The sequence below is a fragment of the Microcoleus sp. B5-D4 genome (genome assembly GCF_036705145.1).
Lineage (GTDB): Bacteria > Cyanobacteriota > Cyanobacteriia > Cyanobacteriales > Microcoleaceae > Microcoleus.
The window spans coordinates 34,936-51,522 of the sequence record NZ_JAUBTV010000020.1 but is presented as its reverse complement, the minus strand read 5'-3'; the positions used below and the strand labels follow the sequence as shown (position 1 = coordinate 51,522).

At 46.7% G+C, this 16,587-nt stretch carries 9 protein-coding genes and 1 pseudogene; 4 read left to right on the top strand and 6 right to left on the bottom strand.

The window, feature by feature from the left end:
- Positions 1–119: 119 nt before the first annotated feature.
- Entirely contained in the window at positions 120–1,526 is a 1,407-nt protein-coding gene (locus QUB10_RS12350; RefSeq protein ID WP_333202452.1) for a TldD/PmbA family protein, read from the top strand.
- 305 nt (positions 1,527–1,831) lie between these two features.
- On the opposite strand, the gene patX is transcribed toward QUB10_RS12350, so the two are convergent.
- On the bottom strand, positions 1,832–2,044 hold the full coding sequence (gene patX, locus QUB10_RS12345; RefSeq protein ID WP_333153165.1) for a heterocyst-inhibiting protein PatX: 213 nt from the start codon (positions 2,042–2,044) through the stop codon (positions 1,832–1,834).
- An 854-nt stretch (positions 2,045–2,898) separates the two neighbouring features.
- Positions 2,899–3,624 carry a dephospho-CoA kinase gene (coaE, locus tag QUB10_RS12340; RefSeq protein ID WP_333202450.1) on the bottom strand — a complete coding sequence of 242 codons (726 nt, stop codon included), beginning with the start codon at positions 3,622–3,624 and terminating at the stop codon, positions 2,899–2,901.
- A gap of 207 nt (positions 3,625–3,831) precedes the next feature.
- Here coaE and QUB10_RS12335 point away from each other — a divergent pair, with 207 nt between their 5' ends.
- Entirely contained in the window at positions 3,832–8,979 is a 5,148-nt protein-coding gene (locus tag QUB10_RS12335; RefSeq protein ID WP_333202448.1) for a CHAT domain-containing protein, read from the top strand.
- Positions 8,980–9,465: 486 nt separating this feature from the next.
- On the opposite strand, the gene QUB10_RS12330 is transcribed toward QUB10_RS12335, so the two are convergent.
- Positions 9,466–10,890, bottom strand: a complete 1,425-nt coding sequence (locus QUB10_RS12330; RefSeq protein WP_333202446.1) for a diguanylate cyclase domain-containing protein — start codon at positions 10,888–10,890, stop codon at positions 9,466–9,468.
- A 229-nt stretch (positions 10,891–11,119) separates the two neighbouring features.
- Here QUB10_RS12330 and QUB10_RS12325 point away from each other — a divergent pair, with 229 nt between their 5' ends.
- Together QUB10_RS12325 and QUB10_RS12320 are read left to right on the top strand one after the other, a co-directional pair.
- The gene (locus QUB10_RS12325) at positions 11,120–11,275 is read left to right on the top strand and encodes a hypothetical protein (RefSeq protein WP_333202444.1); all 156 of its coding nucleotides are present in this window, start codon (positions 11,120–11,122) and stop codon (positions 11,273–11,275) included.
- A 34-nt stretch (positions 11,276–11,309) separates the two neighbouring features.
- Positions 11,310–14,336: a PAS domain S-box protein gene (locus QUB10_RS12320; RefSeq protein ID WP_333202442.1), complete on the top strand. Its 3,027-nt coding sequence runs from the start codon at positions 11,310–11,312 to the stop codon at positions 14,334–14,336.
- Positions 14,337–14,815: 479 nt separating this feature from the next.
- On the opposite strand, the gene QUB10_RS12315 is transcribed toward QUB10_RS12320, so the two are convergent.
- From QUB10_RS12315 to QUB10_RS12305, 3 genes and pseudogenes are all read right to left on the bottom strand, one after another.
- Entirely contained in the window at positions 14,816–14,953 is a 138-nt protein-coding gene (locus QUB10_RS12315; protein WP_333202440.1) for a hypothetical protein, read from the bottom strand.
- 201 nt (positions 14,954–15,154) lie between these two features.
- Positions 15,155–15,733 (bottom strand): annotated as a pseudogene (locus QUB10_RS12310) (Uma2 family endonuclease).
- A gap of 87 nt (positions 15,734–15,820) precedes the next feature.
- Positions 15,821–16,587: tetratricopeptide repeat-containing serine protease family protein (locus tag QUB10_RS12305; protein WP_333202438.1), on the bottom strand; the 767-nt coding region annotated here is incomplete at its 5' end.

Below are 16,587 nucleotides of genomic sequence, written 5' to 3'. Positions count from 1 at the left end.
ACTAACGATATTGGCAGAACCGTACCAATAAGTCGCAATCTCCGCGCTTGGGGCGATATTTTGTACGATCGCCCTGACAACAGTGCAAAATGAAGTAAGTTAAACACCGTGCTTTCCTTATGCCCACCTCGATCGCCGACTCGAAAAATCTGCTGTCAGACTTAATGGCACGCTACCGCCACCAAGTCGATTATCTGGCAATTCGACTGGAAGAAGCCGAAGGCACCGACATCCTGCTGCGAGGCGAAAAAATTGAAACCCTCAGCGAAGGAGTCTCAATTGGCGGCCAAGTCAGAGCTTGCCACAAAGGTGGTTGGGGCTTTGCCAGTTTTAACCGACTTTCCACCCTCGCCGAAAGAATCGAAGAAGCCATCGCCGCGGCCAAACTGATCGGCGAAGAAGAAACGATCCTGGCGCCAGTTACGCCAGTACAAGACATTTGCTTGCTGCCGCTGACAGGAACAGACCCCCGTCTGGTTCCCCTAATTGACAAAAAGCAATTGTGCGATCGTTACGCGGCCATCCTCCGCAGCATTGACCCCCGCATCGCCACAATCTCCGTGCGCTACGGCGACAGCACCCAGCGGATCATCCTCGCCACCTCCGAAGGCACCATGCTCGAACAAGGTTGGGCAGACATGGAAATGCGCTTTGCCGCCACAGCCCGCAGCGGGGAAACCGTACAAACCGGCCGCGAAACCACTGGTTCCCGCAAAGCTTACGAAGACTTAACCGATCTCGATATTCAAGTTCGCAGCGCCGCCCAGAGAGCCGTAGATTCCCTAGCCTTACCCCCCGTCCAAGGCAACACCTACACCGTCGTCATCGACCCAATTTTGACCGGATTATTCGTCCACGAAGCCTTCGGACATCTTTCCGAAGCCGACATGGCCTACGAAAATCCCGACATTTTGGAAATTATGACCCTCGGCCGCCAGTTCGGCCCCAAAAACTTGCAAATTTTCGACGGTGCATCGCCCGATGGACACCGGGGCAGCTATTTCTACGACGACGAAGGCACTCCCGCGACTACTACTCAGTTAATTAAAGACGGCGCTTTAGTCGGGCGATTGCACTCGCGGGAAACGGCGGGCAAATTGGGAGAAACGCCTACTGGCAATGCTCGCTGTTTGAATTATCATTATCCGCCCATAGTCCGCATGACGAATACTTGGATCGAACGCGGTGACACGCCAGTTGCTGACTTATTTTCGGACATCAAAGAAGGAGTTTATGCGCGCAATTGGCAAGGCGGCATGACTAACGGCGAAATGTTTACTTTCAGTGCCGGCGAAGCTTGGATGATCCGCGACGGAAAACTCGACAATCCGGTGCGGGATGTTACTCTTTCGGGTAATGTTTTCAGCACTTTAGCCGATATTGAGGCGATCGGCGACGATTTCTACTGGGATGAATCCGGCGGCTGCGGCAAGGCAGGACAAAGCGGTTTGCCCGTCGGCTGCGGCGGCCCGAGTTTGCGGATTCGCGATGTCGTTGTTGGTGGCGAAGCTGCTGAAGAAGATTAAAGCTGCAAAAGTTGAAAAAAAAAAGGTAAAGCGTAAGATTCCTACTCGCGCTTTACCTTTCTTTTTTTTTTGAGTGCAACATTTCCCGCCCGTTGGTGGTGTCTGATATCTTGAGGACGCTTGGCCAAAAAATCGGAATAGCGAACAATTATGCTTTGAGTCGTCAAATACGGCTGAAAAATCGGTTTTTTTGCTACGCAGTACGTAAGTCCGCAATTAATGGCTCGAAATATTCAATTTTTCTCTTCTTATCTCAATTTTCTCTTCTCCCATTCTCCCCCTAATTCCCTGCAATTATCGCTTTTTTAGGCTTTATCTTTCCTCCCATCCCCTGGTCGTGGCGGCGTATCTTGGTCGTTATCGTACAAGCTTTGAGTCTCAGCTCGATTGGTTAAAATTTCTGGAGCAGAGTTGTCTTGAGCAAAAAAGGTCGATCGAGTTTCTAAGCTTTGAGCATTAACTGCGCCAGCACTCAGTAACAGGCTTGACATCAGGATGGAAGAGTAAACGCGCATCATAAATTTTGGTGTTTGTATTTTCCCCTTCTTAATACGCAGTCTGTACTCTGCTATCAGGATAAAAAAAATAATTGTGGTGAAATCATCAATTAGTAAGTGACGGCACCTGCAATTTTTTTGAATTTTGGTTAAAAGCGGGTTAAATCCATCATCTAGCTCGCCTGTTAGCTTGTAAGCTCGAGTTTCCTGCTGCTTGCGAGCAAGCAGCAGAATTCAACCGCTGGAATTTTCTTGAAACACTCTTCATATCATGTCCGATGATTGACCATAATATCCCGGCCGGGCGGGTTTTTGAGATTGTCAATTATTGGCAGATATTATTGGTGAACCCGCCCCTACCTGATTTCGGGTAATCGACCGGACATGATATCAAACAAGGAAACTACAACCGCAAATTGTAATTTTTCCTACTTTTATGATTAACTTCATAATTTATTGATGTGAAGCCGCAACCCAAGGATTAAAGACAAAACAGGAGAATACCCAGGCGCGCCATCAGCACCCTACATATAAATATCTTGGTGAATGAGATTGCTTAAGGCGGGCAACACCTAATTTTTCACATTAACTTCATAAGTGGTTGCTATTGTATTTTTAAATGAATTGTGAACCTTTTATCTTTTATTTTATTCTCTTTTCTTCTATTACAGCGGTTCTCAGGAAAGTAACGTACTATTATCGCGGAGTCAATCTCAAATCTCAAAGCGACTGACCGAAAGCATCGAGGATACAAGCCCCCGGATTGATCCGTCCAGAAATAAAAAACCTGTATCCGATAGACAAGCCCCCGAAGTTATCCGTGGCGTTAATGCTTCAATTCTAAAATCTAAAATCTAAAATCTAAAATCTAAAATCTAAAATCGACTGACTTGCACATCTACCTGCCGGAATAGCGAGTCGAGGGTTGACGAGTTGTCCAAAATAACATCAGCTTGTTGACACTTTTGAGCTAGCGGCAACTGGGCGTTAATGCGGGCATTAGCTCGATCGTAACTTAAGCCATCTCGCTGCATTAGTCGTTCTAACTGCACTTCGGGTGAACAGTACACTACCCAAATTTCGGTACACAAGTCAGTCATGTTAGCTTCAAACAGCAGCGGCACTACCAAAACCAAAGTCAACGTGTCAGCCTTGGCACAGAAACCGGATTTTTTTTCAACAATACTCGGTTCTAGCTTTTGGTGAAAAAAGCCGATTTCTTGAGTCTTTGTACCTAAATCCTGTGTGTCTTGGGATACCAAACTCGATGCAGCAATGCAGCTTTGAGTTTCCTCAAGTAATCGGCGGCGCACGTAAGGGTGAATCTGTTGTTCCAACCACTGCCGCTCGTCTGCGTTACAAAAAATAATACTTCCCAACTCTGGCCGATTTAAATTGCCGTCCGGGAGCAAAATACCCGCGCCGTATCGTTTTACAATAGAGTCAAGTATTGGCGAACAGGGGTTCACAGCTTCGCGGGCGAAAATATCGGCATCTAAAATCGGAAATCCACAGACATCTGCCAGATAATTAGATATAGCGGTTTTACCAGTGGCGATGCCCCCAGTTAAACCAATCAGACGGATAATTCGATCGCTCATAATTTTCAGGCGTTTAAACGGAACTGTGTTTCGACACTTACTGTCAGTCTTTGCTATGTTGGTGACACAATCAAATTTAGACTTAAAATTTAAGATTTGCGATCGAGAGTTCGCGTTAGGAAGTGTCAGCATTGGGGTGCGATCGACTCTTTTTTACCTAAAATCTCAATTTTAAACTCGAATTAAGGTCTAGACCGAGGCAAACTTATGAATGCTCAACGTGCTGTGCGGTCGATTCTGGCAGCAATTCCCCTTGCTGGATTTTTGATAGTAGATTTTTTACCCAACCTGGTTTTCATCAAAGAAAACAGCAGCGGATGGGTACTCGTGGCAATTTATCCCCAATCTCAAATTGCTGCGGCACAATCCATTACTCCAGCCCCAGACGGCACCGGAACCAATGTCACCGCCCCAGGTACAGCGTCGCCCCCTCGCTACGACATTCAAGGCGGCACTACATCCAGAGACGGAGCAAATTTGTTCCACAGTTTTACTCGGTTTGGCCTGAATTCTGGCGAAACTGCCAATTTCATCTCCAACCCAAGCGTTAAAAATATCCTCGGCCGCGTTGTCGGTGGGGACGCTTCCTTAATTAACGGTCTAATTCAAGTTAGTGGCGGCAATTCTAATTTGTTGCTGATGAATCCCGCAGGCATTATCTTCGGAGCAAATGCCCGACTCGATGTGTCCGGGTCTTTTTTGGCTACCACCGCTAGCGGTATCGGTTTTGACAACGGCTGGTTCAACGGTACAGGGGCGAACGACTTCGCGACCCTAGTCGGAGCGCCGAATGCTTTTGTTTTTGGCACACAGCCCGGAAGTATTGTCAATGCCGGTAACTTGGCTGTCGGAACCGGGCAAAATTTGACTTTGCTGGGCGGTACGGTGATCAGTACGGGGCCACTTTCATCCGCAGGCGGGCAAATTACTGTGGTGGCGGTTCGGGACAAAAATCTGGTGCGGTTGAGTCAAAACGGACTTTTGCTGAGTTTAGAAGTTTCTCCAGCAGCCGGAGTGGCGGGTTCGGAAGCTCTTCCCTTCTCTCCGCTGACTTTACCTCGGCTGCTTTCGGGCCCCGGCGTGGCTAACGCTACGGGTATAACTACGAACGCTCAAGGTGAAGTCGTGCTCACAGGCGGTCAAACAGTGCCAGGAGGTGCTGGAACTGCCCTGATAGCGGGTTCTGTGGACGTGTCTGCCAGGGGGGGCGCCGGAGGCAGCGTCAATGTGTTGGGCGACAAGGTAGGGCTATTGGGAGCGAAGATTGAGGCTTCGGGGCCCGACGGTGGCGGAACGGTGCGGATCGGGGGAGATTACCGAGGCGAGGGAACTGTGCCGAATGCCAGGATGACTTACGTGGATGGCAAAAGTTTGATCGCCGCCAACGCAACTGAATCAGGCAACGGCGGTAGAGTTGTGGTCTGGGCTGACAACACAACAGCATTTTTGGGCAGCATCAGCGCCAATGGCGTTTCTGCAACAACCACCGCAGGTGTTGGGGGGTTTGTGGAAGTTTCGGGCAAGCAAAGATTGATTTTTAACGGTACTGTTGATACCTCTGGGACAAACGGTTTGGGGACTTTGCTGTTAGATCCAGAAAATATTTTAATTACAGATTCCCCAGAAGGTGCGGGCGATGCGGAAATAATTGCCAACAATAATATTTTGGCAACAGGAACGGTAGCAGGACAGGAAAACAATTCTGAGCCTTCGCTGACAATTTCGGCTAAAGCTTTGGAAAGTATGTCGGCGACTGCAAATGTGGTTCTCGAAGCGCTCAATGATATTACAATTGCTGATTTGGCGGACAATCAGTTAAGCTTTCAAGCAACTACTGGTTCGGTGACATTGAGAGCAGATGCCGATCGCAATGGTGCGGGTGTTTTTTCGATGAATTCTGGAGATACAATTAGCACGGCGGGCGGTGCGATCGCCATTTCGGGAAATCAAATTACTGCGGGCAATTTGTCGAGTAAGGGCGGAAATATTAGTTTGATTAGCCCGGGTTCGACTGTTGCCAACAATATTTCTTCATCCAATCCCACCACCGGCAGCAGCGGGAATATTGCGATCGACGGCCTGAACGTAACTGCCCAAAAACTTGATGCCAGCGGCCCGGAAGCGGCGGGAAATGTAACTGTGACGGCTCGGAATGTTCTGGGAGTGAACTCGATCGCAGCGGGTTCGGGAAACATTACTTTGACTGGTAATGAAATTAATTTTAAAGGTGACAAAAATTCAGTCAGCGGTACTGGCTTTTTGGTACTGCAACCTTGGAGTCCCGGTCAAAATATTGCGATCGGCGGTTCTGGAGATGTCGGTACTAATATTTATTTGAATCTGACGGCAAACGACCTCGGAAGTTTGGAAAATGGGTTTGCTGGAATTACGATCGGGCGCAGCAACGGTATCGGTTCAATTCTGATTGCTAACGATTTCACATTTTATGATCCGCTAATTATTCAATCGCCAGCGGGTTTGGGAACAATCACTACCACAAGTTCCTTGACAGGGGCAGACAATGCCTCAATTACTCTCAAAGCTGACGGCAATATCCGTACCGGAAATATCACTACCAACAATCAGGAAATTAGCATCGTCAGCACCGCAGGCAATGTCACAACCGGTCAGCTACTTACTGGAACGGCCCGCACTATCAACACTTCTGTCAATCCTTCCGAAGATATAGGCACTTCGGCGGGAGATGTTAGTGTTACTGCACAGGGTACGGTGACTGCCGGGGCGATCGACACGAGGGGCGATCGCGCGGGGAATGTGACGCTAACGGGGCGCAATGGAGTCACAGCAGGCGCGATCGAAGCTGGCGGCTCGAAAACACCAGGAAATATTACTTTAACCGGCAGCGATATAGACTTGACGGGTGACAAAAATTCGATCGCCAGCAACGGCAATCTGGTGCTGCAACCGGCTGATCCCAGTCAAAATATTATAATTCAAGGTTCTGGCGGTACAGAAGCTCTGAACTTGACTGCTGCTGAATTGAACACTTTTCGGAATGGGTTTGCTTCGATCGCGATCGGGCGCGCTGACGGTAGCGGTGCGATCTCGATTGGTTCTCCAGCGCCAAATTCAACGCCAAATTCAACGCCAGTGGCGTTGACATTTCAAGATCCGACGACGATTCAATCGCCGTCGGGCACCGGCGCGATCGTGGGAACGAGTGCGATCGTCGGCACTGATAACGCCACGATCTCTCTGATGGGCGGTACTGTAGCCGTCGGAGACGTTACCTCGACTGCGGGGATTAACATCACTAGCAGTCAAGGCAAGTTGACTGCTGGTACGGTTTCATCTCGCTCAACTTCCGGGGTGGCGGGCCCTATCAACATTCGCAGCGCCGGTGCGGTAGAAACCGGCAACATCGATGCTTTTGGTGCCAGAAGCGGGGGAGATATTTCGATTGCGGCGCCGGGCCGGATCGTTACAGGGGTGATCAACTCGAGTTCGCAATCGGGAAGTGCGGGTTCGAGCCAAATTATCGGGCAGAAAGATGTTGAAGTTGTTTCGATCAAAGCTCGCGGCAATACGGGCGGCGATGTGGCAATCGAGGCTGGGGGAGCATTTCGGCCACCGGGAACAGGAACGGCTGCTGAACCCGCCCAGGTCAGCATTTCTACAGAAGGGCTGGCTCGATCGGGTTCACAGACGCTGCTGCAAAGCACTTGCTCGTCGGGAACCTGCACGGCAGCGACTGTTGGGACGGGAAACTTGAAGTCGAACACTGCGACTTCCTCAACTGCGATCGGGCGGCTGGCGCTCGTGCCGAGTCCGGCACCAACTACCAGCGTGGAACTGAAAACTACAGCCAATTCTCAACAAATTGTGACTCAGGTGAGTCTCGGCCCCGCAGCGCCGGTGCCCAAGAGCACTAACGCAAATGTCTCGCCAGAACCTACTGCTGTCCCTGTTGAGGCTCAGTCGAACGAGACTGCGGCCGGCCAGGTACTGCTGTCGCCGTCGGTGTTACAAGACAATTTGGCCGCGCCTGCAGCGACAGAAAACGGCAGCTTGCAGGCAACTGCACAGAAGCCCGCGAGTGCGGTGAGTGCAGAAAGTATCGGGAATGTGAGGGTTCCTGAGATTTCTCGATCGAACTCGATCGCGCAAATAAATCCGATCGACGCAGTGCAGCAAAGGGATAGAACTCAGGGCCGGGAATTTGAACGTTACTTTGGGGGCACTGTCACTGAAAAGTCAGTTACGCAGAAAAGTATTCGAGATACTCTCAACAGCGTCAATCAGTTGACTGGGGTTAAACCCGCCATCCTTTACGTGTGGGCGAAACAGAAACATTTAGAACTTGTGTTGTTATTGCCAGACGGCAAAAATGTTTTTAAAAGCGTGCCTGCAAGCCGCGAGACAGTTCTGCAAGTTGCTAAAGAATTCACTAATGCTATCAGAATTCCCAGGAGATTGAATGCTGCTGATTACAAGGAACCTGCCGAGGAACTTTACCAGTGGTTAATTGCACCGCTGCAACCGGAATTGGATGCTAACAAGATTGACACCTTGGTGTTTTCGATGGATTCAGGTTTGCGAACTTTGCCTTTGGCTGCTCTTTACGACGGCAAGCAGTTTTTGGTAGAAAAGTACAGTTTGGGGCTGATTCCGAGTTTAAGTTTAACTGATACTCGCTATGCCGATGTTAAGGGTTCCGAAGTGTTAGCGATGGGTGCGTCGAATTTTCCGGCCCAATACGATCAAAATCCTTTGCCTGCGGTGCCGCTAGAAATATCTACCATTGTGGGCAAGATTTGGCCGGGTTCGTCTTTTCTCAATGAAGCTTTTACTTTGGCAAATTTGAAGCAGAAGCGCAATCAACCGCAATACAAAATTATTCATTTAGCTACTCACGGCGATTTTCAGCCTGGGGGGGCCCAAAATTCTTACATTCAGTTTTGGGATACTAAGTTGCGGTTGAATCAGTTGGATCAGTTGAAGTTATCTAACCCGCAGGTGGAGTTGTTGGTTTTGAGTGCCTGTACTACGGCGGTGGGAGACGAACAAGCTGAGTTGGGGTTTGCGGGGTTGGCGGTGCACGCGGGGGTAAAATCGGCTTTGGCGAGTTTGTGGTATGTCAGCGATGTCGGTACTTTGGGGCTGATGACTGAGTTTTACCAGCAGTTGCGTACAGCGCCGATTAAGGCTGAGGCCTTGCGGCAAGCGCAGTTGGCGATGTTGCGGGGTGAAGTGCGCTTGCAAGACGGTTATTTGATGCGATCGGGCAACAATCAAGCTCTGCCTTTGCCGTCGGAGTTGGCCGCCAGGGGCGATCGAAATTTGTCGCATCCTTATTATTGGGCCGCTTTTACAATGATCGGTTCGCCTTGGTAATTCTGAAGGAACAGGGTGCGATCGGCCAAAAAACCGGGATAGAACAAGTCGCCAAACTCTGAGGATGGGAATACCTAAAAAAGTGCGGTAACTCACACTAGAGACCGCGACCTCAACATCTAAAACGGGATAAAATGGCACAATAAAAATAAAAAAACTCGACTGCTAGCGCCAGAAATAGTGATTGTATACAAGTTTTTACTAAAAACATTTAGTTCAAATAACTTATGATAATTCGACAAAAAAGTTTCGATTACCCAACAACAATTGCTCTTGATTATCTAGCCATAACGCTCGGCGGTGAGAATAAACTAATGGGGAGCAACGCTTTCTCCGTTTTTATCTAGCATTCTTAAAAAAATTCATACGGATCTAATGAGGGGTTAGAGGTAATAGAGCCAATCTTTTGGAAGTAGAGACAAAAACGATTGGTTTCTAACGGATGGCTGATTGGGGGAATCAACTGCCTCTCACCAGGTTGTCTAATTATATTAGTTCGTCATCGTCTCGACGATAAACATGAACACAGTTGCGACCTTTGCCTTTGGCAGCATAACAAGCTGCATCAGCCGCCCCCATAACCTCCATCAAATCTTGGCTGGCTTGGTTAATGGCAACAACTCCGATACTGACCCCGATGATAAAGGTTTTGCTATCCCAAATAAACCGAAACTGATGCACTATGTCTTTGAGCTTTTCCGCAATTAGAGCGGCTTTAGAGAGGGGACATTTAGTAAGCAAAAGACCAAATTCATCACCTCCCAAGCGAGCCAGTGTGTCATTAGCGCGGACTCCCTTTTGTAAAAGTCTAGTGATTTGGCGCAGTAGCTCATCGCCAGCACAATGACCTGCGGTATCGTTAACGACTTTGAACTTATCTAAATCTAAATAACAGAGAGCGTGCTGCTGATTGCTATCTTGAACAGAGGTGATCGCCTCAATTAGTCGCTGCTCAAATCCTCGACGGTTGATTAAACCCGTCAGAGCATCGTGACTGGCTTCCCAAGAAAGTTGACGAGCAAGATTGCGCGATTCGGTAACATCATGAAAGACGATGACTGCCCCGATAATTTGACCTTGGCAGTCTCGAATCGGTGCTGCTGAGTTCTCAATGGCATACTCAGTCCCATCGCGCGCAATGAGTATAGTATGGCTAGGTAAGCCCACAATTCGCTTCTCCAACAGAGCCTTGTTGAGCGGATTCTCTACTGGCTTTCGCGTTACTTCATTGACAATTTCAAAGACTGTAGACAGGGGGAGTCCCTTAGCCTCATGAGCCTTCCAGCCTGTCAGTTGCTCAGCGATAGGATTGAAAAATCGCACATTACCTTGAGCATTGGTAGTAATAACTGCATCACCAATCGATTGGAGGGTGACTTGAGCTAGTTCTTTTTCGGCAAAGAGGGATGCTTCGAGACGTTGACGTTCTTCCATTTCTCTCAAGAGACGTAAATTCTGCTCTTGGAGGCTTTTTTGCAACCGTCGGATGGTTAGGTGAGTTTCGATACGAGCTAATACTTCTTCGACTTGAAACGGCTTAGCAATATAATCTACGGCACCAACAGCAAACCCCTGAACCTTATTGAAAGTTTCATTGAGAACACTCAAAAAAATTATCGGAATGCCTGTGGTTTGCTCGTCAGATTTTAATTGTTTACAAACTTCATAGCCATCCAAATCGGGCAATTTAATGTCGAGTAAAATTAGTTCCGTCCATGGCGATTGGGCGGCTCGGATCGCCATTGCGCCTGTTGTGGCACAGCGCACTCTATAACCATGTGCGATCAAAGTACGGCCCAGAAGACGCAGGTTATCAGGCAGATCGTCAACAATTAAAATATTGCCTCGGTAGTTGGTAGCTGGATCGCTAACTCTATCGCTAGTTCTATCGAGAACGCTACTGGTTTCCATAGTTTTTTGCCAGAGGACTATCACCCTATGAATAAGAGTATAGTTGAATCATGAGGTGATACACTCACTTTACGCTGAAAGAAGTCCTGCGATCGCAGAGTTCGAGGAATGGCACGCTGCCACAGCCCCTACAAAATCTGACTTGTTGAGGTAGGGATAATCTCTCCGTAGTTGCCCTTCTTCGTTTCGGCTAACATTAGGAGAACATTTTTTCAACGCAATCTGCTGTATGAACAAGCACATTTCTGAAAGAGCAAGTCTACTCGTCATTGCGATCAGATGTCTCGTGCTGCTAGATTGGCAATTTGACATCTCCCTACTCAAAAGTGGTTTTGCCGGTAAAACTTCGATGATGAAGCCGGCAATGGCCGAACTCAATCGCTAAGCACTTCAGCACTCATGAATAATTCAGGTTAGGTATGATTACACATTTTTTTGAAAGTGGAGGATTCCTTCCTCATGGTCACTGCTATCTCTGGCAAACAAATTTAGTAGGATTACATATTTTATCCGATGGTTTAATTGCTTTAGCTTACTACTCCATCCCAATCATGCTAATGTACTTTGTGCGACAGCGCCCAGATACTCCTTTTCCGAAAGTATTATTTCTGTTTAGCGCCTTCATCATTGCCTGTGGTACAACTCATATCATGGAAATTTGGACGCTTTGGTTTCCTACTTATTGGATTTATGGAGGACTTAAAGCTATTACTGCTCTGATTTCTATATATACTGCATCTGAGCTAGTGTTTTTAATTCCATCAGCCTTAGCTTTACCTAGTCCAGCTCAACTTATTGTGGCGATTCAAGCCTTAGAGAAGGAGATCAATGAGCGCAAGTGGGCTGAAAACGAACGCAAACAAATTGAGGTGGCTTTACGAAACAGTGAAGAGCAGTTTCGCAATGCCTTTGAAAATGCGTCCATTGGAAAGGCGATCGTTTCACTTGATGGGCACTGGATTAAAGTAAATCCTGCCTTATGTCAGATTCTTGGCTACTCATCAGAAGAGTTGTTAGCGTTAACTTTCCAAGATATTACCCATCCTGACGATTTAGACGGGGATCTTAGCTATGCACATCAACTCTTAGCAGGGACAATTTCAACTTACCAAATGGAAAAACGCTATTTCCATAAACAAGGACATATAATTTGGATTCTTCTTAATGGATCGCTAGTACAAGATGAACAGGGAAACCCACTACATTTTATTGCTCAGATCCAAGAAATTACCGCTAAAAAAGAAGCTCAAAAGGCGTTAGAGCTTCAGAGTCTTATTATCCATAACATGGCAGGTGGAGTGTGTTTAATTAAAGCCTCAGACCTCACGATCGTCTACACTAATCCCAAGTTTGACGCGATGTTTGGCTATGCAGAGGGTGAACTCGCCGGTCAACCCGTTGGTGTAATAAATTACGTCGATACAGAGGTTACACCCGACGAAACCGTTGAAGATGTTGTTGTTAAACTCGATCGGGACGGAGAAGCACAATATGAAGTCTACAATAAGAAAAAAGATGGAACTCTCTTTTGGTGCAGGGTTCATACATCTAGGTTTGAGCATCCTGAATATGGAACTGTATATGTGGCCGTTCAGGAGGATGTGACAGAGCTGAAACAAGCTGAGCAAGCCTTGCAATCTACCACAAATCGCCTCAACTTTCTCCTGAACTACAGCCCCGTCGTTATTTTTGGCTGTCAACCTTATGGCAATTATGCAGCAACGTTCATGAGCGAAAATATCAAAGATGTATTGGGCTATGAAAGGATTGATTTTTTAGAAGATTCTGACTTTTGGGTGCATAACTTACACCCAGATGATTTAGAACGAGTGGTTAATGGCTTAGACAATTTATTCGTCAATGATTTTTATTTCCATGAATACCGTCTTCGTCGCTCAGATGGGGTTTATCGCTGGATACTCTGTCAACTCAGACTAATTCGAGATCCTGTAGGTAGACCAGTGGAAATGTTGGGATATTTAATTGACATTAACGATCGCAAACAAGCCGAGTTGGAACTTCAGCAAGCTAAGGAAGCAGCAGAAACAGCAAACCGAGCCAAAAGTATGTTCCTGTCCAATATGAGCCACGAACTGCGTACTCCTCTCAATGCTATTTTGGGATTTACGCAATTGATGAGTTACGATCCTGTTCTGACTCCCGAACTCCAACAAGATCTGGCCATCGTCAATCGTAGCGGCACACATTTATTGGCATTGATTAACGAAATTTTAGATTTATCTAAAATAGAGACCGGAAAGATGACAGTCTCTCTTTCTGACTTTGACCTAAAATCTTTGCTGATTTCTATTGAAGAAATGTTGCAAATTAAAGCCCAATCGAAAGGATTGAAACTAATTTTCGAGCTCGACCCCAATCTTCCCCAATTTGTCCATACCGATGAGCATAAGCTGTATCAAGTCTTAGTCAATCTGCTCGGTAATGCGATAAAGTTTACTAATAAAGGAAGCGTCACCTTACGAGTAATATCGGAACAGAGCGACCAAACGTCCTGTCGCCTATATTTTGAAATTGAGGATACTGGAGTGGGAATTGCTCCAACAGAAATTGAGAGTTTATTTAAGGCGTTTGTGCAAGCTGAAGCGGGGCATAAATTGAATCAAGGTACTGGTCTAGGTCTAGCTATCAGCCAAAGATTTGTCCAACTCATGGGTAGTCAGATTCGGGTTCAAAGCACATTGAATCAGGGCAGCATTTTTTACTTTGAACTTGGGGTAAAGTTACCTCAAGCAGTCTGCCTTGCCTCAGAATTGCTTAAACAAAGAGTGATTGGTATAGCTCCAGGACAACCAACTTATCGCCTCCTTGTGGTTGAAGATATAGACGAAAATCGCCGCTTATTGGTCAAACTTCTTACCTCAGTCGGTTTTGAGGTGCGCGAAGCAACACAGGGAGTTGAAGCACTATCCCTGTGGGAAAGTTGGTCCCCACACCTGATTTGGATGGATCTACGAATGCCGATCATGGATGGCTACACAGCTACCAAACGCATTAGAGAACACCCTCATGGAAAAGAGACTGTCATTATTGCTTTAACTGCCAGTGCTTTTGAAGACGATCGAGAGAAAGTTCTTATGGCTGGTTGTGACGACTTTATGAGCAAGCCATTTCAGGAATGCCTCGTCTTTGACAAACTCGCTCAATACTTGGGAGTAGAGTACATCTACACAGTTGTAGGAAAAGATTCCCAAAAACTATCTGTTGATTCTTTATCTCCAGAAGATCTAGCCGTGATGTCCTCTCAGTGGTTAGAAGAAATGTATCAAGCTGCCTACTATGTTGATCCTGAAGCCATGAACGAGCTAATCCAACAAATTCCCGCATCTAAATCTACCCTTTCCAGTGCGCTAATTGATTCGGTCAATAACTTTAACTATGACCAAATTATGGAGTTAATTCGACCTCTGATCCCGAATCCAGTTTAGTTATCGAGCGAGCATCTCAATGAAAGCAGCCCAGCTAGAAATTGGAGTTAGAAGCCAGGAGCCAGGAGGAAAGAGTCAATCGATTTGAGATTTGAGATTTGAGATTTGAGATTTGAGATTTGAGATTTGAGATTTGAAGTATTGACCCCACGGATCAATTCGGGGGCTCCTTTATCGGATACAGGTTTTTTATTTCTGGGTCCTGAGTCTGCTTTCGGAATGAATCCCAATACAGTTCACTTAAGACCGATCCCCCCTAACCCCCCTTAAAAAGGGGGGAACAAGAAAGCTCTTAAAGTACCCCTTCTTAAGGGGGATTTAGGGGGATCTCCGAGCATAAGGAGTCTTAAGTGAACCGTATTGAGATAAAACTCGCCAGCAAATAACAGCGGATACACGATCGACAAACTGATGGTTTTTTTTAGCATCGGCCGATACTACCGCAAGTTGAAGTAACCCGCTTTAATCTGATCTAGCTGTCATTTTTGAAAGTCTGTGATTTCTGGCAATTCGTCTTGCCATTCTCTGAAACTTTGGTTGTCTGTGACAAGTTGCAGGTCAAAAAGTGTTTTTAATTCTTCTAATGTGACATTTGTAGCTGCAATTATTTGAACCATAATTATAGCCTGTTAATTTTATGGCTACTTATAATTTTATCAAATTTCCAGCTAATATTATGTCTGCTGGAACGATAATAAAAATTATTCGTAGTGAGAACCGAGAGTCCTGATCCAAATCCCTCTGACTTGCCTTCCTCACTAGGAAATGGTAACGGTTATTTTATTGAAGATGATATAATAAGTCAAAATTGAATTCTGCTAATTCCAAATTTTTTGCAAATTGAGAACAATTCCAGGTAAAAGATTTTCCCCAGAAAGAGTGAGAGGAGAGTGTAAAACTTCCACATTTTGACCGGGGCGATAAATTTCAACGTCGCGTTTTTTGCGGTTAATCAGCCAACCCAAACGGCAGCCATTTTCCCTATATTCTTGCATTTTTTCCTGAGTCTTTTTCAAGCTGTCACTGGGAGAAAGCAACTAGATTACAAAATCAGGACATAGGGGGATAAATTTGTCTTTTTGTTCGGGTGTCAAAGCTTCCCAGCGGGATTTTTATACCCAGGAGACATCAGGAGATCGATCGGCTTTATTGGGCAGAGTAAATCCTGTGGAGGAATCAAAGGCTTCACCGAGTTCGGTTTGTTCGTTCCACGTCCAGAGTTGAGCTCCTGCTGTTAAGTTGCGTTTCCCTGTTTCTCCTCCGGTTGGCGGCATGACAATTAATTCTCCGTTGGCGTTGCGTTCGAGTTTCAAGTCAGGGTTTTCTTCGCACAGTTGATAAAACTGTTCTGAAGTTAGTTTAATCAGGGAATTGAGGTTTAAGGTGATAGCAGTCATGGTTATTTACCTGCTGTTTGTATGAACTTGATTAAGATTTAAAAATGAATAATCCCATTTTTAATTCTTAATTCTTAACTTCTAATTCTACTGCAATTGCTTGATTCTGTTGAGCGCGTCTTGATAGGCGCTGGTTCTGCCGCCTTGCTTGTAAAGTTCTGCTGCTTTTTGAAAGTCGGCAATTGCTTGGGGTTGGTCTTTGTTGTCCAGGTAAGCTAAAGCTCGGTTGTAGTAGGCGTCGGCAAAACCGGGATTGGCTTCGATCGCCCGCGTGTATGCTTCAATAGCGCTAATAGCGCTAATAGCGCTAATAGGCATGGGCCGGCGGGTTGTTTCGAGGCTGGCGATCAAAGTGCGGGCATTACCGATATTAAAATACAATTCAGGGGTATATTTGGGCTTGAAAGCGAGTGCTCTGTTGAAATCGGCGATCGCCTCCCAAGCATCTCCTTGATCTAACAGCGAAAGTCCTCGAAAATAATAAGCTTGAGCATCTTGCGGATTGGCGGTGGATACCGGGCCGCTGGTTGCGGGAGTATTGTCTACTTTCAACTCAGATTTGTTGATTCCCGCCGCCACCAGCTTCGCGATAAATGTATTGATGGGAACTGCTGCGTTAAATCCGGTTTTAATCGGGGCGACTTCGCCGGAACTCGTTTGCGCGAAACCGAATTCCCCTTGTCCGTGTAAACCGATGACTCGGCCTTCGGAGTCAAAAACTGGGCCGCCACTCATGCCACTCCAAGTTACGGCCTGATACCGCAAAGTGTAACCTTGCGGGCGGTTGCGTGGGCGGCTGGTAACGAGTCCAGGAGAGAGTTCGGGTTCTCGTTCGGCGCCGAAAAGTCCGCCCG